Genomic DNA, 23,144 nt, shown 5'->3' on the forward strand with positions numbered 1-23,144 from the left:
GCACAGAAGGGACCGTGATGGCACATCCATACATGCCGAACTCGACGCCGGAGGCGAAGAGCGCGATGATGCGGGCGATCAGCATCTCGGCCGTCGACGAGCTGTTCGAGCAGATCCCCGCCGAACACCTCACGGCGAAGCCGATCGCCCTCGACGCCGGGATCCAGGCCGAGTCGACGGTGCGCCGGCACGTACGGCGGCTGCTCGACCGCAACGACAGCTGCGCCGAGAACCTCAACTTCCTGGGCGCCGGGTGCTGGCAGCACTACGTGCCGGCCGTCTGCGACGAGATCGCCTCGCGCAGCGAGTTCCTGACCCCGGTCTGGGGCACCCCCTCGTCCGACCACGGCCGCAACCAGGCCTGGTTCGAGTACGCCTCGCAGCTCGGCGAACTGGTCGGCATGGACTTCGTCGGCCTGCCGGTCTACAGCTGGGGTGCGGCGGCCGGTCACGCCGTGCGGATGGCGGCACGTCTCACCGGCCGGCGTGAGGTGATCGTGCCGAGCACGCTCGACCCCGAGCGGCTCGCGGTCATCAGGACCTACTGCGGCCCGGGCGAGGGCAACGACCCGATCACCGTGGTCGTCGTCCGGCACGACCCCGCCACCGGCCGCGTGGACCTGGCCGACCTCGCCGCGAAGGTGAACGACGCGACCGCGGCCGTCTACCTGGAGACCCCCAACTTCCTGGGCGTCATCGAGGCCGACGCCGCCGCCGTGGCGCGGCTCGCCCGCGAACGCGGCGCCGAGACGATCGTCGGAGTCGACCCGATCTCGCTGGGTGTGCTCATGCCGCCGCCGGAGTACGGCGCCGACATCGTCGTGGGCACCACCCAGCCCCTCGGCGTCCACCTCAACGCCGGCGGCGGCGTCGGCGGCTTCATCGCCACCCGCGACGACGAGCGCTACGCCCGCGAGTACCCGACCCTGCAGGTCAGCCTGTGCGACACGATCGTCCCCGGGGAGCGCGCGTTCGGCATGACGCTGTTCCACCAGTCCTCGTACGGGTCGCGGGAGGACGGCAACGACTGGACCGGCAACTCGGTCTACCTCTGGGCGGTGGTGAACGCCGTGTACATGGCCCTGATGGGACCGCGGGGGTTCGCCGACCTCGGGGAGACCATCGTGCGCAACAGCGCGTACGCGGCCCGGCGCGTCGGGGAGATACCGGGAGTCCGGATCCTCTGGACCTCGGGGTTCTTCAAGGAGTTCGTCGTGGACTTCAACGGCACCGGCCGGTCCGTCGCGGCGATCAACGACGTGCTGCGCGGCCGGGGCGTCTTCGGCGGCAAGGACCTCTCGGCGGACTTCCCCGAGCTCGGCCAGGCGGCGCTCTACTGCGTCACCGAGATCCACACGGCAGACGACATCACCGCGCTGGTCAGCGCCCTGCACGAGGCGGTCACGGCATGAACGAGACGAACGGGACGAACGGCATCACGCGTCGCTACCACGCCGCGGTCTGGGACGAGCCACTGATCATGGAGCAGGGGGCGACCGGCCGCCGCGGCACCGTACCGCCCCGTCCCATCGAGGGCACCGGCGTGGAGGACCTGCTGCCGCCCGGCATGCGCCGCGCGACGCCGCCGGCACTCCCGGAGGCGTCCGAACCCGACGTGCTGCGGCACTACCTGCGCCTGTCGCAGCAGACGATGGGCATGATCGGGATCAGCCTCTTCGGCACGTGCACGATGAAGTACAACCCCCGGGTCAACGAGCTGCTCGCCGCCCGTGACCAGGTCGCCGAGGTCCACCCGCACCAGGACGACAGCAGCGTGCAGGGGCTGCTCGAGATCGTCCACCGGTTCGACCTGATGCTGCGCGAGCTCTCCGGGATGGGCCGGTTCGTCTTCCAGGCCGGTGGCGGGGCCGCTGCCGCCTACCTGCATGCGTGCGTCACGCGCGCCTACCACGAGTCACGCGGTGAGCTCGGACAGCGGCGCGACATCATCACCACCGCGCAGGCCCACCCCTGCAATCCGGCGACCGCCGCGGCGGCCGGATTCAACGTCATCACGCTGCCCGTCGAACGAGACGGTTACCCCTCGCTCGACGCGCTGCGGGCCGTGGTGAGCGACCGTACGGCCTCGTTGATGATCAACAACCCGGATGACATGGGCATCTACAACCCGCACATCAAGCAGTGGGTCGACGTCGTGCACGAGGCCGGTGGCCTGTGCTTCTACGACCACGCCAACTTCAACGGGGTGATGGGGCGCGTCCGGGCGGCGGAGCTGGGCTTCGACGCGTGCATGTTCATGCTGCACAAGACGTTCGGCGTCCCCAAGGGCGGCGGCGGCCCGGCCGTCGGCGCCTACGGCTGCAGCCCCGAGCTCGAACGCTTCCTGCCGGGCCCGCTGGTGTTCCAGACCGACTCCGGCTACGAGCGGCGCGAGAACGAGTCGGGCATCGGCCGCGTGCGCGAGTTCCTCGGCAACCTGCCCCAGGTCGTGAAGGCATACTCGTGGCTGCTGGCGATGGGGGCCGACGGCATCCGGGAGGCGGCCGACCTCTCGGTGCTGGCCAATAACTACATGGAGTCGCGGCTGCTCGAGATCCCCGGCGTCACCAAGTCCTTCGACCACCTGACCCTGCGGCGGCTGGAGATGACCCGGTTCAGCCTCGGCGAGTACACCGAGCAGACCGGCGTCACCGCCACCGACATCCAGAACCGCATGACCGACTTCGGTGTCGACGCGTTCTGGCTCAGCCACGAGCCGTGGATCGTGCCGGAACCGTTCACGCCCGAGGCCGGCGAGGGATGGTCGCTGGAGGACATCGACTACTGGATCGACGTGCTTGCGCACGTGATGGAGGAAGGGCGCAACGACCCCGCGATGGTCAAGTCGGCGCCGCACAACCAGGTCGTGGCGCAGATCGACGGATCGTCGCTGGACGACCCGTCCCGCTGGGCCACGACGTGGCGCGCCTACCGGCGCAAGAACGCAGACCGGGCCGCCGGGGTCGCGCCGTGAGCGAGCAGCCGCCGCCCGCGCCGGCCATCGGGATCGTCGGCGCGGGCAGCATCGGCGCGGCGTGGGCGATCGTGTTCGCGCGGGCCGGTCACCCGGTCAGGCTGTACGACGCCGACCCCGATCGGGCCGCGACGGCGCTCTCCGAGATCGAGGGCCGGCTGGGCGAGCTCGACGGTTTCGGCCTCGTCGGGGCCGAGGTCGCCGCCGTGCTCGGTCTGGTGACCGTCGCGGGCGACCTCGGCGAGGCGCTCGACGGGGTGGTGTACGTCCAGGAATGCGTGGTCGAGTCGCTCGCGGTCAAGCGGGAGCTGTTCGCCGAGCTCGACCGGCGCACCGGCCCCGAGGTGGTGCTGGCCAGCTCCACGTCGATGATCCCCTGTTCCCGGTTCGCGGAGGGGCTCGCCGGGCGGGCGCGGTGCCTCGTCGTACATCCCGGCAATCCGCCGTACCTCCTGCCGATCGCGGAACTCGCTCCCGCGCCGTTCACCGACCCGGAGACGGTCCGCCGCGCGCGGGAGCTGCTGTCCGCCGCGGGCATGGTGCCCGTGCTGGTGGGCAAGGAGAACGAGGGCTTCGTCTTCAACCGCCTGCAGGGCGCGCTGTTGCGCGAGGCCTACTGCCTCGTCCGGGACGGCATCGCCACACCCGCCGACATCGACCGCGTCGTCAGCTCCGGGCTGGGCCGGCGCTGGTCGGTCCTCGGGCCGTTCGCGACCGCGGAGCTGAACACGCGGGGCGGCATCGAGCGGCACGCCGAGCTGCTCGGCCCCGCGTACGCCCGCATGGGAGCGGAACGGGGACAGCACGATCCGTGGACGCCCGGCCTGGTGGCCCAGGTGGCGTCGAGCGTGCACGAGATCCTGCCGAGCCGGGAGTGGGCCGCGCATGTGAGCCGCCGCGACCGCGCGCTCATGCGGCTCGAGCAGGCCCGGCGTGAGGACCCCGGCCTGTTCGACGGCTTCGCGTGAGCCGTCACCCCCGGCCAGGATGTCATGCCTTCCCTGTACGGGCCGTACCCGCTGTGGACGACGACCGGTCAGGCGAGCGAGTCGCCCCGCAGGATCGACACGGCGCGCACCGTCGTGTAGCCGCGCCATTCGAGTGCGGCCGCGGGTGAGTAGCTGGCGAAGTCGACGGACCAGCCGCCGTCGTCCTGCTGCCGGCCGGCCAGCCGCCGCAGCTCGGCGGAGATCGCCTCCGGGGTGAAGAACGCCCGCACCGGGCGGTCGGGGGCGGGTGCGAAGTCGAGCGGGCGCATCATCTCGTCCTCCAGCCCGCCTTGTACGTGCATCAGCCCGCCGGCCGGAATGTACGCGCCCAGGTGATCGAGGAGGCGGGACGCCTCGGGGTGGGTGTCGTGCGCCGCGTCCAGGAACCGCATCGCGAAGGCCAGGACGAGCGCGTGTGGGACCTCGTCGATCGCCTCGATGGCGGCCAGGCAGTACCGGGTGGCCTGGGCGAGCCAGGGGTGCGCGGCGACGGCGGGGTCGCGGGCGGCGACCCGGTGGGCGTTGGCCGCCACGATGGCGGTGATCTGCAGCGAGGACGCCGTGGGGTCGGCCTGCGCCCAGAACGGCGCGCAACCGGCCGGGCCGCCTACCGGGAGCGCGAACGGAAGGCCGCCGTCCGGCAGTGACACCGACGACAGCCAGTCACAGAGCCCTACGGCCTGCGGGGCCGTGGCGGGGCCGATCTCCTCGAAGACCTCGAACGCGTGCAGCGCCGCCCCGGGCTGGCTGCCCGGCGACCGCAGGTCGGGCTCGAGCCCCCAGCCGTAGCCGCCGTCGGCGTTCCGGTAGCCGTCGAGGGCTGCCAGTACGGCAGCGGGGTCGCACTCCCCCAGGAGCGCCTGGAAGCGCCGCCGGTCGAGCACCCGGGCGTGAGTGGCCATGAAGGCCGCGGCCGCGGCCAGATCGATGTCCATCCGTCAAGTGTGGGCCTGGCGGCGGCGGCCGTCTTGGAGGTTTCGGCCATGGCCGTCTCATGGCGCGGTCGGGGACGCCTTGGACTGGGGTGCGACGTCCGCCTCGGAGCCGGGTGGGGTGCTCACCTCCGGGTCGGGCTTGGAGGTGGGCGGCTCCGGGTCGGGCTTCGACCCGGCCGGTTCCGGATCGGGCTTGGACGTGGACGGCACCGGCTTGGGCTTGGACGGCTGCGGAACGGGCCCGGACGTGGACGGCCCGGTGGACGGCTGCGGGTCGGACGAGGGCGGCTCGGACACGCCGAGGACCGGCTTGGTCACCGCCGGCTCCGGGGTGGCCGACGTCGCCACCTCCGTGTTCTCACCTGTTCCGGTCCCGGTCCCGGTCAGCGTGATCCGCACCGCCTGGCCGCCGGTGTCACTGGGGATGAGCATGGTCGCGGACTGCGGCCCGGCGTCGCTCGGGGTGAAGCTCACGGTGAAGGAGCACTGGTCGGTGCCGGCCGGCGGGGGGCAGTCCGACAGCGCCGCGGTGAACTGACCGCTCTCGTCCACCACCCGCATCTGTTCCACCGCGTCGCACGATCGCCACGGGTAGGTGAAGCTCATCTGCTTGGTGGTGTTCACCGGCACCTCACCGATGTCCCGGGCCGAGGTGTACGGGAAGCAGTCGGTGGATTCCGCGACACCGGTGAGGTCGATGGTCACCGCGTCGGCACCGGTCTTGTCCGGGATGACCAGCGTCGCCTGGTGCGTGCCCGAGGAGGTGGGGGCGAAGGTCACCTGGATCCGGCACGTGCCCGTACCGGACGCGGGCGGGCAGGCGGTCAGCTGCCGGCTGAACGCGGGATCGCCCCGGAGGGTGATGCCAGCCGCGCTGTAGCAGGGGTTCCACGGGAAGGAGAAGGACTCGGTCGCCGTCTGCTTCACCTGGAGGGAACCGAAGGAGCCCGCCGGCGGCGTCAGCCGGGGACAGGCCTGGACCACCGGCGGGGTGGTCCCGTTCGTGGCCGGCGGTCCCGTGGTCGGGTTCCCGGCCGGTACGACGTCGCTCGGCGACGGCGCCGGCTGGGACGGAGACGGAGACGGCTCGGTCGGCGTCACGGCCGGGGTCGCGGTAGGCGTCACGGCCGGGGTCGGGGAATCGGCCGGGGACGCCGTCGCGGTCGGAGCCGGGGTCGGGACCGACGGGGAGGCGGACGCTCCCGGCCTGGTGAGGGCGATCGGCCTGCTCTGCTTGGTGAGCACCAGGGCCACCGCGGCGATGGCGACGACCGCGACGGCGGCCACGGCGGCGGTGGCCAGGAGCCGGGGACGGCCGAGCCGGACGGCCTCACGGCTGACCGTGCCCACAGTGCCCATCACGCTCTCGCCGAGCGTCGATCCGGCGATGGTCGTACCGGCCGCGCCGGTGGCCGCTGCCTGCGGGAACAGTGCCGCCAGGGCCGCGGCGCCGGCGCCGAGCAGGATGAGGCCGCGGCGCTCCCAGTCCTCGCCGTAGGCCTCGACCGCGGCGGCTTCCAGCTCGACCAGGAACTCCGCCGCTCCGGGCGGGCGCTGCACCGCCTCCTTGGCCATGCCGTGCGCGACGAGCATCCGCAACGGCTCGGGCACCTGGACCACCGGCGGGGCGGCGGTGGTGTGCTGGACCATCAGCGCCATCTGGTTGTCGCCCGCGTACGGCGGATGCCCCGTCACGCACTCGAAGAACACACAGGTGGCCGCGTACACGTCGGTCGCGGGAGTGGCCGGTTCGCCGCTCCACTGCTCCGGTGCCATGTACGCCGGCGTACCGGTCAGCGACCGCTCCCCGGACGGCGTGGCGATCCCGAAGTCGATCAGCTTGCTGACGCCGTCGGCCTGAACGATCACATTGGCGGGCTTGTAGTCGCGGTGCACCACGCCCACCGCGTGCGCCGCACCCAGCCCGAGCAGGGACCCCTTCAGCACGAGCAGAGCGGCTTCCGGCTCCAGCGCACCGTACTCGCGCAGCAGTTTGTCCAGGGAGACGCCCTCGACGGCCTCCATGACGATCGCCACGCCGCTGGGGCCTTCCACCAGTCCGTGCAGGCGGGCGACGTGCCGGTTGTCCACCGACGACAGAATCTGCGCCTCACGCTGGGAGGGAATGCGAGTGTCCCCCTGGCCCGTGTCGAACACGTACTTGATCGCCACGAACGGGCCCGACTCTCCGCGCCGGGCCAGCACCACGCGTCCCTGTGCTCCTGAACCGAGCTCCCCGATCTCAGAAAACCCGTCCAACCGCCAGGTACTCATTTGTATCCCCCAGGAAAGCTGCAGATAATGATCGATTTCAGGGCCGGGTCCCCGCGACCAAGATCTCGAATACCGCCCGATCTAGAACGTCATTTCCATTACCAACTACACCAACGCTGAGCATAGCTAGTAGAACCCATCAAATACCTCTCTGCAACCCTTAGCCATAAGGGTATTAATACGCACACAGTTTCGGACACAAAGGACGGACAGGAACGATGCCATGTCGAGTACGACCTGGTCTGTCCTGGCGAGCCGTTGACGTCCGGTAGCAGGGGAATGTCCGTTGAGGGTGGTCCCATGCCCTTCTCGGGGTCTTCGACCTGCCGAGCGGGTGCTGCGCCGTGGATTCAGCAGCCGGACTCCGCGAAGCACCTGCCCTCCGCGACGGCTCGCCACTATTCGCCTTGCGAAGATCCGTGGACGTCAGTTGGATCAACGGCGGCTTTCAACCTGCTTCTGTCACAGGAACAGCGCGGAGAGGCGGGGAAGGCGCTCCCGAGTCCGCTCCTCCGAGGTCCAGTGCTCACCCGACGGTTGCCGGGGCGGGCGCGGCCCGCTCAGTGCCGCGTCGAAGGAGCCGGTCTCGCCGAGTTTCCGGGCGTAGGCGTTGCGCGGTGCGTAGTTCATGGCCTCACAACCGATCCAGCCGCCCTCGTCACCGGCCATCCTGATCACCACGGGCAGCCCGGCCAGCGAGTCGGGATCGGCCACCGCCCACTCGAACGTCGTACGCCCCTGAAGGATCAGACCGGCACGAAAGTCCATGAAGCCATCGTCGCCGCAACCGCCCTCGATCAGCTCGGCCGCCGTCCACAGCGGATACCGATAGGCCGAGCCCGACACCTCGCCGAACCGACGCTTGAAGGCGATGATCTGCTCAGGCTCCAGCGCGACGAGCAACTCGGTCAGGGCATTCACCAGTGGGTCGTCCGGCGAGTCCCGGTCGTCGGCGCGCTCCCCCACCTGAGCCCGGGCCCGCTCGATCAAGCCCCACCACGTGTCGACGTCCACCTCGGCCACCCCCAGTAAAGACGCGTACGGCGGTCACCAGCTGCCTGCAGCCGGACCGTTGTCCCGAGTAGATTGCCCTGTCGATCCAGGCCTGTGGCAAATCGTCGACCGATGCCCGAAAAGGCCATCCCCCTACGGCTGGGTCAGCGCAGCCGGTCCGGTGAGCCGAACCGGCCGGGCAGGGGACTGTCCGCGCGTTCTGGATGGATCACTTCTACTGCTCGTCCGGGTGGCGCAGGCAGGGTGAGGAGATGTCGACGCCGATCCGAGGCTGACGAGGGTCTGTGGTGACGCCCTCAATGCGGGTTCCGTAGCCGGCCTCTGGTGCTTCCGCTGCCAGTTCCGCCGCCTTCTGACCATGATCGGGATTGAACTCGATGATCTTCCAACCAGCCTTCTGCAGGCTGTCCCGTAGATGAGTGATCGCAGTCCCGATCTGATCTCTCGAGGTGAGATTGACGTAGGCGATGACGACCTCGGAGTAGGGGCTGTAGTCGACATACCAGGAGTCCAGATTCGAATTCTCGCCCTTCACCTTCCTGGCTCGCGTCTCGTCTCCGCAGGGGCTGGGAGTGACGGACGGGTCGATGAGCGGTTTACCCAGCCCGAGCCCTTCCTCGATCTCCTTTCTGTACTTGGTGAGCAGTGCGGCCACAGCCTCAGGGCGAGCGAACGGTAGCTTCTCGTTGGGATTCACGTGCGGGGTCGACCCTCCATGCATGCAGCTGGTCAGTAGCACCGCCAGTACGACTTCAGGTACGAGGAGTCTCCATCGTCGGATCATCTCTGCGAGCCTCGATCTGCTAGTTCCGGGCGACTCGAGGCGGGTCTTGAAGCTCCGGGTCATCGGACGGATCAGCATTCTGGTTGGTCTGGGTGAGGACCTTCGCCTGATTCTCAAGGCTCTTGGTGTTCAGATCCCAGTAGGCACTGTGCCCGTGGGTGTCGGTGGTCAGGTGATGGCCGCCGAACTCCGGGTCGGAGGGCACCAGCGGATAGAGCGGATCCGCTGCCCTGTCCGGTCTTCCGTGGCCCCAGCGGCCAATGTCCGGGACCGGATCCCCCTCGGCCTTCTCCGCCCATACGTGATCGGGGTCAATATGCAGGTCCCTGGCGTGCGGGACATGCATCCCAGGGCTGCCGGCGACGATGATGTCGTCGACGTGGAGGCCACCGCCCTTGGCCGCGACGCCGATCACGGTCGAGCCGTAGCTGTGCCCGATCGCCGTGAGGTGGCGATGCCCCTGGCCTTGTACCGCTCGCAGCCCCTTGACAAAGCCGTCCAATTCGGGGGCCCCGACAGATGCGTACTTGTCCACAGGGGCATCCTTGACGATGGCATCAGGCGCGTCATAACCCAACCACGTGATCACCGATACCTGGCCGGGCGAATACCGCTGCCCTCTGCTGTACAAATTCTCCGCCCGGTCGATGTCACCGGCGATCGTGTCCAGCTGAGTGGTCGTGCCAGGCACATAGACACCGGTATGGGCGGCCGTATCAGGGTTGCCAATCGCGACGATCACCCGGCCATCCGGCCCCGGGGTACCGTCGACCACGATCTTCGGGAGTTCGCCCGCGAGTGGCCCGCCTTGCTGGCCGTAGCCATCCCACGGTCCTGCGGTCGTGGAGTCAAAGCCGAGGAGGTATACAGGTTTCCCGTCCGCAGCAATGGCCCTGAGCTTCAGGTCGAGCTTCTTCAAGCGCCGGAGGTCGCGCTGCTCGAATATGGTCAGCCGACCGGCCGGTTTGCCCTGCAGCTCTGCAAGCCTGGTGGTCAGGGTGAGCCGGTTGGCCTTGTCGCGGTCGGCCGAAGGAACACCGTTGGTCCAGCCGATGCGCGACGGGAACGCCTGGATGTACAGCACCCGCTGCTCGGCGGTCAGGGTCTTCCACCAGGTGTTGACATCGGTCGCCGAGCCAGTGGGGATCTGGGACAGGTTCACCCCCGCCCCTTCTAGGCGAGCAGCCAGCGCGGGATCCCGCTCAGCCAGAGTCGCCATCATCACCGCGTCCAGCGGCCCTTGGACCACCTTGGTGAAGACACCGCCCTCATCGGATTTGAGCAGCTCGTTGCGGCGCCGATCGAGGTCGCGCTTCTCCGACACGGCCCACGCCCCGGCTCGCCCGATCGTCATCCCCGGGCCACGGCTCAGGCCCAGATTGCCGAGGATCCCGCCGAGGATCTTGCCGGCCTCCTCCCATCCCCGCCCGGTGCGGGTCAGCTCACCGGCCAGCAGGTTCAGCTGCTCCGGGCTCCCGGAAAGTACTCCCTTTGCAGCGGGCACCAATCCCAGCGGCGGATGACGGAGGTACGGGGGCTTAACGCTCGTAGGCGGCTGTGCACGCCGGGCCAGCCGGTGCACCTGGTCGAACGCATCCAAGAACGCATTTCTTACCGCGCGATGCTGCTCGCTCATCCCAGTGAACAGCGCATAAGCGGCAGGGCCGACCAGCGCCCCTTCATCCAGCAGGCGGTACGCCCCGTCCAGCCTGGAGCCGTACTCCTCTCCCAGCCTGGCCACCTCCAGCAACGCTCTCGCCGCAGCTTCGGGACTCGCCATCCGCCACCCCCGTGGATCAACGGCCACTCGTCCGGCGGTGCACACCCGTGCCGCGGCGCAAACCGCTGAACGCATATAAAACGCTCATTTTGCCGCCGAACAATCAGATCCACCAGACCTAATCAAGACCACGGACCCACCAGAACCAGAACATGCTACCGAGATGACTAAAGTTGCCGATCGCCTGTTCGTGACGCCATTGCACGAGACGAATCCACGATGCTACCTGCGCGAATGGAGTCCGGAGGGTCGTTCACTTCAAAGCGGCATCGTACGCGACGATCTTGGTGATCATCGGTCAACACATCAAGTCAGATCAGGTTTGTTGAGTGCCCGCGCCAGGCCTTGCGGGTTCCAGTAGTCGCGGAACAACAGGATCTCGCCGTCGCGGATCCGGAACACCTGCACGGACGTGCCTTGGAACGGGGCGCCTGTCGTGGCCACCACCGCCTTGGTCTCGAGCTCGACGATGAGCACCTCGGGATCGGTGGTCTGGTAGATCTGCGTGGCCCACATATCCTCGATCCGCATCAGCGACGTCCCCGACCCGGCCGAGAAGCTGCGGATCACCTCGCGGCCCTCGAGCCGCGTGGGCATGCCCGGCGGCGCGAACGGCAACTCGAGCACCCCATCTGCCGCGAACAGGTCGGCGAAGCCGTTCAGGTCGTGCTCCAGGATCAGGCTCCGTCTGCGCGTGATGACGTCTCGGGGGGTCGCCAGGCCCATGGGAGGCTCCATTCGTTCAACGACTGTTGATTGAACGAATGTAGAACGAAAATCAGGTATGGGTCAACACCCGTAGAATCAGTCCGTGAGTGAGCCCAGACCGCGCCTGTCACGGGCAGAGCAACGCCGCAACACCGAAGCGCGGATCCTCGCCGCGGCGGGTCGCCTGTTCGCCGAGTCGGGATACGACCAGACCACGATCCGGGCCGTCGCCGCCGCCGCCGGAGTGGACGGCGGCCTGGTCATGCACTACTTCGGTTCCAAGCGGGAGCTCTTCCAGCGGGCCACCCACGCCGAACCCGCCCAACCCGTCGGCGGCACCCCGGAAGAGGTCACCGAACAGGTACTCGCTAAACTCGCCGACTCGCTGGTGCACGAGCCGATCGCGTCACTGGCCGTCCTGCGCTCGATGCTCACCCATGCCGGGGCCTCCGAGGCCGCAGCCGAAGGGTCCGCCCGCTACCGGGCACAACTCAGCAGCGCCATCCCCACCGACGACGCCGACGTGCGGGCGGCACTGATCAGCGCCACGCTCATCGGCGTGGTCGTCAGCCGGCATCTCCTCAAGTTCGACGACCTCCGCGACGCGCCCCCAGAGCAGATCATCGAACTCCTACGCCCCTGCCTGCGCTCTCTCACCCACGCAGACGGCTGATCGAGCCCATCACAGGGCCCGAGTTGTGGATCTGGACCCGTACTCACCCGGCACCGCAACTGGTGGTGTCGGTGTTCGACACCAACCGGCTGACCATGCCCCCACCGGCGGGCGCCGATTTGATCGCGGAGAACGGCGGCACTTTCCTGGCGGCGCGGACTGGTTGCTGTGGGGGCTATGCGAGGGCTGCTGCGAGCGCGGAGTGGGGTGCGCGTCCCAGCAGTTGACGCAGATCACCGCCAGTGCGGGACATGAACCCGGCCGCGATGGCGGAGTAGGTGCCCACCAGCATCGGCACCTGGAACGGCTCGGCGCCAGAAGCGGCGATGCGCGCGCGGGCCTGGGCGAGGGTCTCCGGCTCATAGACGACGTGCGGGCCGTGCGCGCGGGCCAGATCGGCGCCGCCGATGGCCTGCTCGCCGACGAGTTCATAGATGCGCCCCGCGTGAGCCGGGGCCTCCACCGTCACACGTGCCGCGGCATCGGCCAGATCCGCCCGTGCAACGGCGGCCAGTCGGCCCCCGCCGAGCGAGGCAGTGATCCGTCCGTCGGCCGACGGCGCCGCGAGACCACCCAGCAACTCCGCGTACAGGCCATTGCGCAGGATCGTCCAGTCCATGGTGCTCGCCTGGAGCCGCCGCTCGGTCCAACGGTGCGCCAGCGCGTAGGGAAGATGATCGCCGTCGGCGGTCAGGCTCGTATAGACGACATGCCCCACACCGGCCTTCTCTGCGGCGGCGATGGCGGCACCGTGCCGGGCTATGACGGTGTCATCCTCGCCGTAGCCCGCGGAGATCATCAGCAGCACAGCCACCGCCTCGAAGCCCCCGGCGAGGGTGCCGGGATCGTCGAAGTCGATGCGGCGGACCGGCAGCGGGGCCTTGAGCTGCTGAGGTTCGCGCGTTCCAAGGACGGTGTCGTCGCGGTCGGACAGCCGCTCGGCGATCAGCGTGCCCAGGGCGCCGGTGGCGCCGGTAACCAGGATCATCAGGGTCTTCCCGTTCCAGTAGGTTCTCTTCCGTAACCGGGATCATCCTGCGGTATTGCGCCAGGGAGCGTAAGGAGGCATTTCCATGTCAGTGGGGCACACCGGAGTAACCGCCAAACCCGTTGTCAGCTGCGGCGACGAGCACGAGGACTGCGGGATCCGCGAGGTACTCGACCGGATCGGCGACAAATGGTCGGTCTTGGTCATCGTCGAACTGGCCCAGGGCGTCCGCCGCTTCCGACAGCTACAGCGCGCCATCCCCGGTATCTCCCAGCGGATGCTGACGCTCACCGTGCGCCGGTTGGAACGCGACGGCCTGGTCACCCGGACCGTGCACCCCACGGTGCCCCCGCAGGTCGACTACGAGCTCACGACGATGGGCCACAGCCTTACGTATCTGGTCAAAGCCCTCACGGACTGGTCGGCAGAACACCGCGACGCCATCGCGCAAGCACGCCAAGAATGGGATACCGAACATCCCAACTCCGGAATCCGGTGAACAAGCGGGTTCCAGCACCTTGCCGACTATGGCGGGGGGAACTTGATCAACCCCTCAACGAATCTCTGCGGGGCAGCACTAGATCAACCGTGTCTCATGCGGTTGATCGGGGTCGAGGATGAGCTCGCAGCCGTCCGGTAGAAGGTCCAGCACTTCCTGTCCCAGAGAGGTGGCCCAGGTGGTCTCGCCCGCAAAGATCGACAGGCCGAGCAACGAGCTGAACACAGGGACCTGCTGAGTGCCGGTCAGCGGCACCAACTCCGAGGTCTGCCGGGTCTGACGGTAGATGGTGGAGTGCCGGAACTCCTCGGCCAGCATCTCCGGGCCGGCCTGGCCGGCTTGTCGGCCGCGAACTGCCCGCAAGAGTGCGAAGCTGACCTTTTGCAGGTCGCGGACGGGAATCAGCGGACCCTGCTCATCCACATACAAGTGGACGTCCTTCGGCAGCCTGGAGATGAGCTGGTCTACGGAGATCGGCTGCCAACCCACGTAGTCGTCGGGCATTTCCCTCTCCGGCGGAAACCGCCCGGTCGTCGAAGCCATCAGCCAGGTCAGGTCCAGCACGTCCGACAAGGCCGGCGTTCCGTCCTCAAGTACGGGGATGAGCGGCTCCGTGTCGAGGAGGGTCTCCACCACCGCCAGACGACGGCGTCTGAGCTCTGCCGACTTCTGTGCCCAGACCCTCGCGCTGTCGGTGACATCACGCCTTCGCCATTCCGGCGCGACCTCTCTCTCGTAACCACCGAGGAGAATCGCGTCGCTCTCTTCGAACTTGAACCGAATCCCCTGGTCACCGGGGTAAGGCAGCCGGTGATCGAAACCGCCTAGATCGATGTCATCGGGGATGCCCTCTGGGAAGGCAGCACAGAAGCGAATGAATGTGGTATATGGCGACCGTCCATCGTCATCGGGGTTAGATGTGATCTTGATACGAGTGCATGCGGCGCAGATCGATGCAGGCCTGACGATCGACACCATCTTCCCCCCTTCCTGCGCTGGGTTCGGCGTGGGCCAGGCCACGAGGCGCTGTACTAGATCAACCGTCTCTCATGTGCTTGTCCGGGATCGAGGATGAGCTGATGACCGTCCGGTAGAAGGTCCAGCACTTCCTGTCCCAGAGAGGTAGCCCAGGTGGTCTCACCTGCAAAGATCGACAGGCCGAGCAACGAGCTGAACACAGGGATCTGCTGAGTGCCGACCAGCGGCACCAGCTCCGAGGTCTGCGAGGTCTGGCGGTAGACAGTGGCGTGCCGGAACTCCTCGGCGAGCACCGCCACGGTCACATGACCGGCCCGGAGGGCGCGGGCCGTTCGCAAAAGTGTGCGGCTGACCCTGACAAGGTCTCGCGCTGGCAGGAGCGGGCCACGCTCATCGACGTACAGCAGGGCATCCTCGGGCAGGAGGGCGGCGAGTCGCTCCAGGGAGAATATCTGCCATCCAGCGAGATCATCCGACTCCTGCCATTCGAGCGACAGTTCTCCGGCGGTCGAGACCGGAAGCCACAGCGAGTCCTCCAGATCCCACACTGCCAAACTGCCATCGCTCCGCACGGGAACGGACAACACCGCGTCGAGCAAGGTCTCCACCACGGCCAGTCGACGGCGTCTGAGCTCAGCGGCCTCTCGAGCCCATGCCTGCGCGCTGCCGGTTATGTCACGTCTTCTAACAGCCGGAGCGACCTCTCGCTCATAGCCCTTGAGGAGGAGCTCCTTGCCGCTCTCGAATTCGAAGCGAACCCCGTGGTCGCCGGGGTAGGGCAGCCGGTGATCGAACCCACCTAGATCGATGTCGTCGGGTATGCCGTCGGGGAACGCCTCACAGAAGCGGATGAACGCGGTATACGGAGACTCACCGCCGGGATCGTGATCAGGATTGGGCAGGGTCTTGAGACGGGTGCACGCGGCGCAGATCGATGCGGGCCTGACGATCGACACCATCATTTCCCCTTGAAGTTCTCGTCGATGAACCTACCGATCGTCGAAGCGATGGGCCGGGGATGTGGACTCAACTTCCACTCAGCGAAGGCTTCAGCGATCATTTCGACCGATTTCGTGGCTCCATCGGTGCCGAGACCCTTCTCCAGGGGCCGCCGGGCAGGTAGTGGTTCCACCACAGGTCGAACCCGCGGCTGAGGCTGTACGTGGAGCCGGGTGCCTTCGCCGACCCGGTCGCCTCCACCTGGGGCAAGGCCGCCGTCGGTGTGCCGCCAAGCCCGGGGTCGCCGTCGCCGCCGAGCAACTCGTCACGGCGCCGTTCCAGGTCGGCCTTCTGCGCCGCGAGCCACCCACCCGTACGCCTGATCGTCTGCCCGTGCTCCGGGGTCAGCCCCAACCGGCTGAGTACGCCGGCCAGAGCGCGACCGGCGTCCTCCCAGGACCGCCAGGCCCGGCCCAGCTCCACCCCGAGCTGATACAGCAGCTCCGGATCGCCGCTGCGTTCACCGGCGGCCTTACGGGGCGCGGACGGCGAGCCGGACAAGCGCGGCGAAGCGACCTTCGGCGGGGGCGTCGCCGTGGCGGCGAGCCGCTCGACCTGGCCGAACGCCCCGCTTAAAGCACTGAGGACGAGCTGGTGCCGACCGAACATCCCCTTGAAGAGCGTGTCGGCCGCGGGGCCGACCAGCGCCCCGTCATGGAGGATCCGGAACGCCCGTCTCAGCGCCGACGCGTTCTCCTCGGCGAGCCGTATGACACCGGGCAACGCGGCCGCCGCGTCCTGCGCCCTCGACATCGGCTACCGCTCCACTCGCGCATCGGAGGTCGGGTCAACGCGGCCCACCTTCCCGATCACGGAGCGGGAACGGACCGGCGAGCTCTCGACACGAATAGCTCACGGCACCGTACGGCTTCAACGACGACCGCCACGCCTGGCCCGGCCTCTATCGGCCATCCCTATCCAGCATCCGGACAGTCGGCGCGAACAGGCCTGGCCGAGCGGCTCTCACGGGGACGTCGTCTCCATCGAGGGCGCCGTGATCGCCGATGGAGGTGAAGGGCTACGAGCGCGACCTCTTCGGGGTTGGCCGTGCCCGTGGCCGAGCGCGGAGCAGGGCCCAGGAGATAGGTGGTGAGGCCGGCGGCCGTGGCGATGTGTCTCATACCAGGAAAGCTACGAATGATCTGGCTCATCGATATAGTCCAGATCCATGGAAGATGAGTGGTCCAGATTGGGGCTGGACCTCCACCTGCGGCTCGGCCCCGCACACGGCCTGCGGACCGGTCTGGAACACGCGCTGCGCGACGCCGTACGAGGCGGTCAGCTGTCGCCGGGCACACCGTTGCCCTCCTCGCGGACGCTCGCCCGGGATCTGGGCGTCGCACGGGGCACCGTCACGCAGGCCTACGACCAGCTCGTCGCCGAGGGATACCTGACATCCCGGCCGCGGTCGGGTATCCGGGTGGCCGATCAACCGGCCGCACCGGCGACCGAGATCGCGCAGTCGCCGCACAGCTCGTTGCCACCCGTGCCGGAGGCGGATCTGAGACCGGGCCTCCCGGATCTGTCGACCTTCCCCCGGCGGGAATGGCTCGCGGCGACCCGGCAGGTTCTGCAGGCCACCCCCCACACCACGTTCGGCTACGGCGACCCCGCCGGAGACGCCGAGCTCAGACAGGCGCTGGCGGAGTACCTCGGCCGGGTCCGCGGCGTGGTGACCACCGCGGAGCGCATCATCGTGTGCGCCGGCTACACCCATGCCCTCCGGCTCGTCTGCCAGGCACTTCGCCGGCAGGGGGCGTCCTCGATCGCCTTCGAGGACCCTTTCCTGCCCGACTATCCCGCTCTCGCCGAGGAGACCGGGCTCCGGGTGACCCGCATCCCCGTGGACTCCGACGGGCTGGTCGTCGACCGCCTCACCGGAGAGAACGCCGTTGCCGTCACCCCTGCCCACCAGTTCCCGCTCGGCGTCACCCTGAGCCCCGCCCGCCGGGCACAGCTGCTGGCGTGGGCCCGCACGACGGGGGCGTACGTGCTGGAGGACGACTACGACGGCGAGTTCCGCTACGACCGCCAGCCCGTCGGTGCGCTGCAGGGCCTGGCCCCCGACCGCGTCATCTACGCCGGAACCACCAGCAAGACCATCGCCCCCGGCCTGCGCGTCGCCTGGATCGTCGTGCCCGCCGCCCTCGTCGCGCCGCTACGGGCGTCCATGCGCTGGGACGAGGCTTACGTCAGCGTCATCGACCAGCTCGTGCTCGCTCGGCTCATCCGCACCGGTGAACTCGACCGGCATCTGCGCCGCTGCCGAACCCGCTACCGTCGCCGGCGAGACCGCCTCGGCGACGCCGTGTCCCGGCATCTGCCGCACGGGCATCTGTCCGGGATCGCCGCAGGCCTGCACGCCGTCCTCCAGCTTCCCGGCACCGGCGTTCCGGAGGCCCGTATCCTCGGCCGCCTGGCCGAGTGCGGGGTCGCCGTCGAGGGCATCGCCGCCTTCTACGACCGGCCGGAGGACGCTCCGCTCGGCATCGCCATCGGCTATGCCACCCCACCGGAACACGCCTACGGCAACGCCCTCGACGCACTGATCAATGCGCTCCGGACGTGACGGCAGACCGATCGGGAGGACGGCACGCGCCGATGCGCGGTGCTCACCCCGTCCGCGGCGATCCCATGGAATCCAGAGGGCACTGACGGCAGGCACTCACCACCTCGGTCACCGACGGACGCTGCCTGCCGGAATGAGGTCAACGGTCGTCAGTGTCCGCCGCCACCGTCCACGGATGGTAAGTGTCGACCCGGGCGCCGGAGGGGAACGTCCGGGTGGCGGTCATCTTCCACGGCGCCTTCTTGGTCGTCTCGGGAAACAGCCGAAGGCCGGAACCGATGGTCACGGGGAAGATCATCAGCCGCAGCTCATCGACCAGGTCGTTGTCCAGGAGGGTGTGGACCAGAGTCTTGCTGCCGGCGACGAGGATGGGGCCGCCGTCCTGCGCCTTCAGCTCGGTCACCGCCTTGACCACGTCGCCCGGCAGCACCGTGGTGTTGTTCCAGGCGGGATCGGTCAGGGTGCTGGACACCACGACCTTGGGCATGCCGTTCATCCTGTCGGCGAACTCGCCCGTATAGCCCGGCCAGGCCTCGGCGAAGCTCTCGTAGGTCACCCGTCCGATGAGCAGGATCTCGGCGGAGAGCACCTCCTGCAGCTTGTACTCGATCTGCTCGGACTCCTCGTAGTCGATGACCCAGCCGGTGTGCGGATGGCCGGCCTCACCGCCCGGGGCCTCCATCACACCGTCCAGGGTCACGTACTCGGAAACGATCAGCGTCCTCATACCAGTGCCTCCACGTGGAACTCGAGCCGCGTTTGCCGGCTCCTTCTACCTCCACGACACTCAGGAACCGCCGAAATCGACAGCGGCGCGGAACCGTCTTCGGGGACCTTGCCGCAAGCGGACGAAAGATCTTCATCTCTGACCGATGAGTCTCCACACGGGTCGACGTTGTACGTCTCAGAACAGCGGTGACCCCCACCTGAACATGCCAAGGAGATCGCATCGTGGACTACAAGCTCGAACTCATTGTGGTGCCCGTCTCGGACGTGGATCGCGCCAAGGCCTTCTACCTGGAGCAGACCGACTTCCACCTCGACGTCGACCACCGCGCCGGCGAGGACTTCCGCGTCGTACAGCTGACCCCGCCCGGCTCGGCGTGCTCGATCGCCCTCATGCGCAACACCGAGGCCGCCGGCACCCTCCAGGGACTGCACCTCATCGTCTCCGACATCGACGCCGCACGCGCCGAGCTCGCCGAACGCGGCACCGACGTCGGCGAGCCCTTCCACTTCGGCCCGGCCGGTCAGACACCCGGCCCGGACCCCGAGCGGCGCAGCTACGGCACGTTCCTGTCCTTCAGCGACCCGGACGGCAACGGCTGGCTCGTCCAGGAGGTCAAGCCGGCGGACCCCGACGCCTGACCGGCCCCTCGACGTTGCCTGTCGGGTTATCCCCCTGATCATCTGACCGGGTGGCCTGATCGCGGCGGAGCAGCCGTCCTTAGAACCTTGGAGCGTTTGGTTCCCCTCCGAGAAAAAGGACGGTCCGATGCGGACAACGTCGATCGCACTCACCACCGGTATCGCGTCAGCGGCCGTGCTGCTGTGGCCCACCATGGCCCGCGCGCAGCCCCCCGCCGCCGCTGACGCGATGCCCACCTTCGACTACCGGGACTGCCCGCCGATCCCCGCGGGCCTCGACCGGGCAAAATGGCGGTGCGAGGTGCACGTGGCCTCCGGCACCGTCAAGATCGGCAAGGCGGCCACGACGCCGTTCACCATCACCGCCATGACCCACGCGGAAGGCCCGCTGCCCGACGGCACCTCGGGCCAGATCTTCAGCGGCCTGCACGGGCGGACGACCCGGGTGCCCGGCGGCCTGCTCGGCCTCCCCCTGGGCATCCGACCCGAATCCGCGGGAAGCGCCGACCTGCTGACCCCCGGCGGCCTCATCGATTTGAAGTTCCGCCTGGTCAGTCCCCTGCTCGGCGGCCGGTGCACGCTGGGGTCGAATGCGGAGCCGATCAAGATCGGGCTCTCCCTGGTGCCGGGCAGCGCGGTGTGGGTCTCGCAGGACCCGCCGATCCGCAGGATGGACGGCACCGACACCACCTTCACCGTTCCCAGGGCCTCGGGCTGCGGCCCGGCCGCCCGGCTCCTCGACCGCCGCTTCGGCCTGCCCTCACCGTCCGGCGCCAACAGCCTGGCCATCCGGGTCCACTACTCCTACAAGACCTACGACACCCTCCCGGCCTCTGAGATCGCCGGGTAGCCGGATGACTGCGCTGCCTCGGTGAGTACGTGGTCGCTTCGGCAAACGGTCTCGCCGAGGGCTCGCGACGTCGAGACCCGAAGCCTAGGGAAGCGGCCGCGAGAAAGGGCAGAGCATTTGTCCGCATATGTCGCTAGTAGTAGAGCAGGTATTCCAAAATTGGTGGCGGAGCCTGCGAGACTGTCCCAAACTGACTGCTGAACAGCTGACGTATGAGCGTGATCAGTTCCATAAAAGGCGATGGGGAGCGGCCCGTGATGGGCGGCTCCCCGGCCTAAGTTCGCTCCTCACCATAGGTCATGCCCCGCCGGCAGGCAATCAAATCGCGGGAAGCAGTTGGAGGATCCAGCGTGGCACGGTACGGGGAGCTCTTACGAGCCCGGGTCTGTGAACTGCTGGAACCCTGGCAGCCCTGGCATCGCCGGCTCTGGGATCTCGGAACGGTCCTCGCACTACATGAGGCCGTGGAGGCCGCCGACTGGGTCGGCAGGCGTGTCCTGTCCGCCGCAGCGACCTCATGGTATTCCCAGGAATCCCTATTGCCACGTCTCGGCGCGGATATGGCCATCGGAGATGGGCTGGTGCGCCGTCAATTGCATGAGATCTGCCGACGCCCGGTGAAGCCGGGTACCCGCGAACAGCGCACATTGAGCCTGCTGGCCGATGTGGTCGCCGAGGGATACCTTTCACGCTGGCAAGCGCTCATCGTCAAAGGACGTGAGCCGCACATGGAACGCGCCGCGCGATGTGTCGCCGCCCATATGCTCGATCAGGGCCTCCATCCCGCTCACCTGCGACGAGAGATCAAGTCACGGCTCGGCGGCGCCGGCAGCGTTGAGGATCTGCTCGGGCTGTTCATCGAGATGGAGGCTGAGGGCGAGCGGGAGTTCTCTGGGTTCGTGCTTCTCCAGGGCAAGGTGCCCGCCGCGGACGTCGCCTCGAAATCAGCGCGCTGGCTGTCGAAGGAGACCGTCAGCGCTCTCTTGGCGACGGACTTTCCTCAGCACACCTCCATCAGGAACAGCGGCGGGCTGTCCTTCCGGGTCCGTGCCCGAGACCCTTACTCCGCAGCACTCGAGATGACCGAAGTCTTCGATCGGTTACGCAACCGCGTTCGCTATCTGCGGGGCTCCCGGGACCTGATCGCACACCCGAAGCTGTTCATCACGGGAGTGGCCGAGCCCCAGGACTTCGAGCGAGGTGACCAGGCTGTGAGCATCCGTGCGCTGGAGAAGGCAGGTGTGCTTTTCGATGCGCCTGTCGCCGAAGCCGACGGGTTCAGGATCGATGACGCGCTCGAACTGGCCGCGCCGCTGACCGGAAGCTCGCCGAGCACCGCCGTCGCAGGCGCATGGGCATCGCTGGAGTCCCTGCTCTTCTGCGACACCGATGAGGCGGATCGGGACGAGGGCCGGGCCGTTGCAGCGGATCGCGCCGCGGCACTCGTCGCGGCGGGATGGCCGCGTGCGGAACTGACCGCGCTCAGCTATCGAAAGGAGGTGCTGTCCGCCGACACGAGGCTCTGCCTGGAACTGGCATCGGTCGGGGACGAGAATCGGGATCGAGTCCGAATCCTGGTCCGGTGGCTCAATTCAGGTGTGCCACTACCCCAGATCGCGCCACCTGACCTGGCCGCGCTCCGCCGTATGAGCGAGTTGGTGGAACACCCGTACAGGACTCTGGGACGGGTGAACGGCTACCTCCGAGGTGCGTTGCGGCGCCTTTATCGTCAACGCAACATCGTGCTCCACGGAGGGTCGACCAGGTCGGTGGCGCTGCGCGCATCTCTGCGTACGGCCGGGCCTCTCGTTGGTGCGGCGCTCGACCGTATCGCCCACGGTTACACGGCCACCGAGATCAGCCCACTCGATCTCGCGACGAGGGCACAACTGGCTCTCAGGATCGTCGAGGACCCCGACGGCTGGCCTCTGCACGAACTGCTGGGCACCTGATCCCGGATACCCACCGCTCGACTCGATGAAGTGTCCACCTGAAGCGGGGCCGGCGCCTCGGGGTGCGGTGGCGCACAGGGACACGGCCGATCGGCTGCTGCCCGGGCCGCGGTTCCGCCGCCATGCGCTGTGGCGCTACACGCGGACCAAGCGCTGAGGCGATCAGCTTCCGTCGCGCAGTTGGGCCAGGCGGGCCGGCAGAAGGCCGATCCGGTCGAAGGTCACCGGGCAGCCGGGACCGGTGGGCGACTGCGCCTCGAAGCCGACCTCGACCGTGGCTGCGGTGTCGAGGTCGAAGTAGCGGACCAGCCGCCAGAAACGGCCGTCGTCGGCCGAGGCGTGGAAGGCGTAGGCCCGGCCGAGGCGGGAGACGCGCAGGAGGATCTCGTCTCCGTCGGCGGTGAAGGCGTTCGCGTCGTCGGAGACGCCGCGGGTGACGACGGTGACCACCATGGGCGTGTGCTGGGGTGAGTACTCGAAGCAGAGCTTGGCCCAGTGCCGGTCGTCGGCGTACAGCAGGAGCACACCGGCGTCGTAGTCATGGCCGAAGCCGACCCGGACCCGGGCGCTCAGCTGAAAGTCGCCCTCGACGGGGGCGACCAGGCGCGGGGCCTTGACGGTGCTCGTGCCGTCGGCCGGGTCGACGAACATGTCGGTGCCCGGCCCTGCCGTCACCGTCAAGGCTCCGGAGACCTCGTCGAAGACCCAGCCGGCCGGCTCCCCGGCCGGGCGCAAGGGAACGGGCAGACCTGGCACCACCACGAATCCGGTCACGGCCACGAACGTACTGATCTCTCCCGACAGCCGCCA

Annotated in this window: 21 protein-coding genes; 9 read left to right on the top strand and 12 right to left on the bottom strand. The window is 68.4% G+C overall.

All coding sequences use genetic code 11. The features are described from left to right. Positions 1 to 17: 17 nt before the first annotated feature. The 3 genes from gcvPA to ACRYCC_RS37970 are packed head-to-tail and all read left to right on the top strand — an operon-like array spanning position 18 to position 3,942. Entirely contained in the window at positions 18 to 1,412 is a 1,395-nt protein-coding gene (gene gcvPA, locus ACRYCC_RS37960; protein WP_433818909.1) for an aminomethyl-transferring glycine dehydrogenase subunit GcvPA, read from the top strand. Then, the gene (gene gcvPB / locus ACRYCC_RS37965) at positions 1,409 to 2,974 is read left to right on the top strand and encodes an aminomethyl-transferring glycine dehydrogenase subunit GcvPB (protein ID WP_433818910.1); all 1,566 of its coding nucleotides are present in this window, start codon (positions 1,409 to 1,411) and stop codon (positions 2,972 to 2,974) included. Before gcvPA ends, gcvPB begins: the two co-directional genes overlap by 4 nt. Continuing rightward, complete coding sequence (locus ACRYCC_RS37970) at positions 2,971 to 3,942, top strand: 3-hydroxyacyl-CoA dehydrogenase (RefSeq protein WP_433818911.1); 972 nt, start codon at positions 2,971 to 2,973, stop codon at positions 3,940 to 3,942. The genes gcvPB and ACRYCC_RS37970 overlap by 4 nt, the downstream gene beginning before the upstream one ends. A gap of 68 nt (positions 3,943 to 4,010) precedes the next feature. Here the strand turns inward: ACRYCC_RS37970 and ACRYCC_RS37975 are convergent, their stop codons facing one another. The 6 genes from ACRYCC_RS37975 to ACRYCC_RS38000 form a co-directional block, all read right to left on the bottom strand. Then, complete coding sequence (locus ACRYCC_RS37975) at positions 4,011 to 4,898, bottom strand: hypothetical protein (RefSeq protein WP_433818912.1); 888 nt, start codon at positions 4,896 to 4,898, stop codon at positions 4,011 to 4,013. 57 nt (positions 4,899 to 4,955) lie between these two features. After that, positions 4,956 to 7,157 carry a serine/threonine-protein kinase gene (locus ACRYCC_RS37980; RefSeq protein ID WP_433818913.1) on the bottom strand — a complete coding sequence of 734 codons (2,202 nt, stop codon included), beginning with the start codon at positions 7,155 to 7,157 and terminating at the stop codon, positions 4,956 to 4,958. Between the two features lie 477 nt (positions 7,158 to 7,634). Next, the gene (locus ACRYCC_RS37985; RefSeq protein WP_433818914.1) at positions 7,635 to 8,186 is read right to left on the bottom strand and encodes a DUF4240 domain-containing protein; all 552 of its coding nucleotides are present in this window, start codon (positions 8,184 to 8,186) and stop codon (positions 7,635 to 7,637) included. Between the two features lie 214 nt (positions 8,187 to 8,400). Continuing rightward, positions 8,401 to 9,033, bottom strand: a complete 633-nt coding sequence (locus ACRYCC_RS37990) for a hypothetical protein (RefSeq protein WP_433818915.1) — start codon at positions 9,031 to 9,033, stop codon at positions 8,401 to 8,403. Beyond that, the gene (locus ACRYCC_RS37995) at positions 8,990 to 10,750 is read right to left on the bottom strand and encodes an alpha/beta hydrolase (RefSeq protein ID WP_433818916.1); all 1,761 of its coding nucleotides are present in this window, start codon (positions 10,748 to 10,750) and stop codon (positions 8,990 to 8,992) included. Before ACRYCC_RS37995 ends, ACRYCC_RS37990 begins: the two co-directional genes overlap by 44 nt. A gap of 306 nt (positions 10,751 to 11,056) precedes the next feature. Further along, entirely contained in the window at positions 11,057 to 11,476 is a 420-nt protein-coding gene (locus tag ACRYCC_RS38000; protein WP_433818917.1) for a nuclear transport factor 2 family protein, read from the bottom strand. 85 nt (positions 11,477 to 11,561) lie between these two features. On the opposite strand from ACRYCC_RS38000, the gene ACRYCC_RS38005 reads away from it, so the two are divergent. After that, a complete protein-coding gene (locus ACRYCC_RS38005; protein ID WP_433818918.1) occupies positions 11,562 to 12,131 on the top strand; it encodes a TetR/AcrR family transcriptional regulator in 570 nt (189 codons plus the stop codon). Between the two features lie 175 nt (positions 12,132 to 12,306). Here the strand turns inward: ACRYCC_RS38005 and ACRYCC_RS38010 are convergent, their stop codons facing one another. Next, the gene (locus ACRYCC_RS38010) at positions 12,307 to 13,119 is read right to left on the bottom strand and encodes an NAD(P)H-binding protein (protein ID WP_433818919.1); all 813 of its coding nucleotides are present in this window, start codon (positions 13,117 to 13,119) and stop codon (positions 12,307 to 12,309) included. An 85-nt stretch (positions 13,120 to 13,204) separates the two neighbouring features. Here ACRYCC_RS38010 and ACRYCC_RS38015 point away from each other — a divergent pair, with 85 nt between their 5' ends. Then, complete coding sequence (locus ACRYCC_RS38015; protein WP_433818920.1) at positions 13,205 to 13,618, top strand: winged helix-turn-helix transcriptional regulator; 414 nt, start codon at positions 13,205 to 13,207, stop codon at positions 13,616 to 13,618. 78 nt (positions 13,619 to 13,696) lie between these two features. Here the strand turns inward: ACRYCC_RS38015 and ACRYCC_RS38020 are convergent, their stop codons facing one another. The 3 genes from ACRYCC_RS38020 to ACRYCC_RS38030 all read right to left on the bottom strand — a co-directional run bounded on the left by ACRYCC_RS38020 (position 13,697) and on the right by ACRYCC_RS38030 (position 16,348). Then, positions 13,697 to 14,596 (bottom strand): hypothetical protein, encoded by a 900-nt coding sequence (locus ACRYCC_RS38020; RefSeq protein WP_433818921.1) that lies wholly within the window; start codon positions 14,594 to 14,596, stop codon positions 13,697 to 13,699. Positions 14,597 to 14,649: 53 nt separating this feature from the next. After that, a complete protein-coding gene (locus tag ACRYCC_RS38025; protein WP_433818922.1) occupies positions 14,650 to 15,558 on the bottom strand; it encodes a hypothetical protein in 909 nt (302 codons plus the stop codon). A 94-nt stretch (positions 15,559 to 15,652) separates the two neighbouring features. Then, positions 15,653 to 16,348 (bottom strand): hypothetical protein, encoded by a 696-nt coding sequence (locus ACRYCC_RS38030; protein ID WP_433818923.1) that lies wholly within the window; start codon positions 16,346 to 16,348, stop codon positions 15,653 to 15,655. A 415-nt stretch (positions 16,349 to 16,763) separates the two neighbouring features. On the opposite strand from ACRYCC_RS38030, the gene pdxR reads away from it, so the two are divergent. After that, positions 16,764 to 18,164, top strand: a complete 1,401-nt coding sequence (gene pdxR / locus ACRYCC_RS38035) for a MocR-like pyridoxine biosynthesis transcription factor PdxR (protein ID WP_433818924.1) — start codon at positions 16,764 to 16,766, stop codon at positions 18,162 to 18,164. 139 nt (positions 18,165 to 18,303) lie between these two features. On the opposite strand, the gene ACRYCC_RS38040 is transcribed toward pdxR, so the two are convergent. Beyond that, positions 18,304 to 18,891, bottom strand: coding sequence for a dihydrofolate reductase family protein (locus ACRYCC_RS38040; RefSeq protein ID WP_433818925.1), 588 nt, complete (start codon positions 18,889 to 18,891; stop codon positions 18,304 to 18,306). 224 nt (positions 18,892 to 19,115) lie between these two features. Here ACRYCC_RS38040 and ACRYCC_RS38045 point away from each other — a divergent pair, with 224 nt between their 5' ends. From ACRYCC_RS38045 to ACRYCC_RS38055, 3 genes are all read left to right on the top strand, one after another. Beyond that, entirely contained in the window at positions 19,116 to 19,532 is a 417-nt protein-coding gene (locus ACRYCC_RS38045) for a VOC family protein (protein WP_433818926.1), read from the top strand. A gap of 127 nt (positions 19,533 to 19,659) precedes the next feature. Further along, a complete protein-coding gene (locus tag ACRYCC_RS38050; protein WP_433818927.1) occupies positions 19,660 to 20,382 on the top strand; it encodes a hypothetical protein in 723 nt (240 codons plus the stop codon). Positions 20,383 to 20,846: 464 nt separating this feature from the next. Continuing rightward, positions 20,847 to 22,334 (top strand): hypothetical protein, encoded by a 1,488-nt coding sequence (locus ACRYCC_RS38055; RefSeq protein WP_433818928.1) that lies wholly within the window; start codon positions 20,847 to 20,849, stop codon positions 22,332 to 22,334. Between the two features lie 162 nt (positions 22,335 to 22,496). On the opposite strand, the gene ACRYCC_RS38060 is transcribed toward ACRYCC_RS38055, so the two are convergent. Further along, positions 22,497 to 23,108: a DUF1349 domain-containing protein gene (locus ACRYCC_RS38060; protein WP_433818929.1), complete on the bottom strand. Its 612-nt coding sequence runs from the start codon at positions 23,106 to 23,108 to the stop codon at positions 22,497 to 22,499. Positions 23,109 to 23,144: the final 36 nt, after the last annotated feature.

Source organism: Actinomadura scrupuli (assembly GCF_050971785.1).
Lineage (GTDB): Bacteria > Actinomycetota > Actinomycetes > Streptosporangiales > Streptosporangiaceae > Actinomadura_E > Actinomadura_E scrupuli.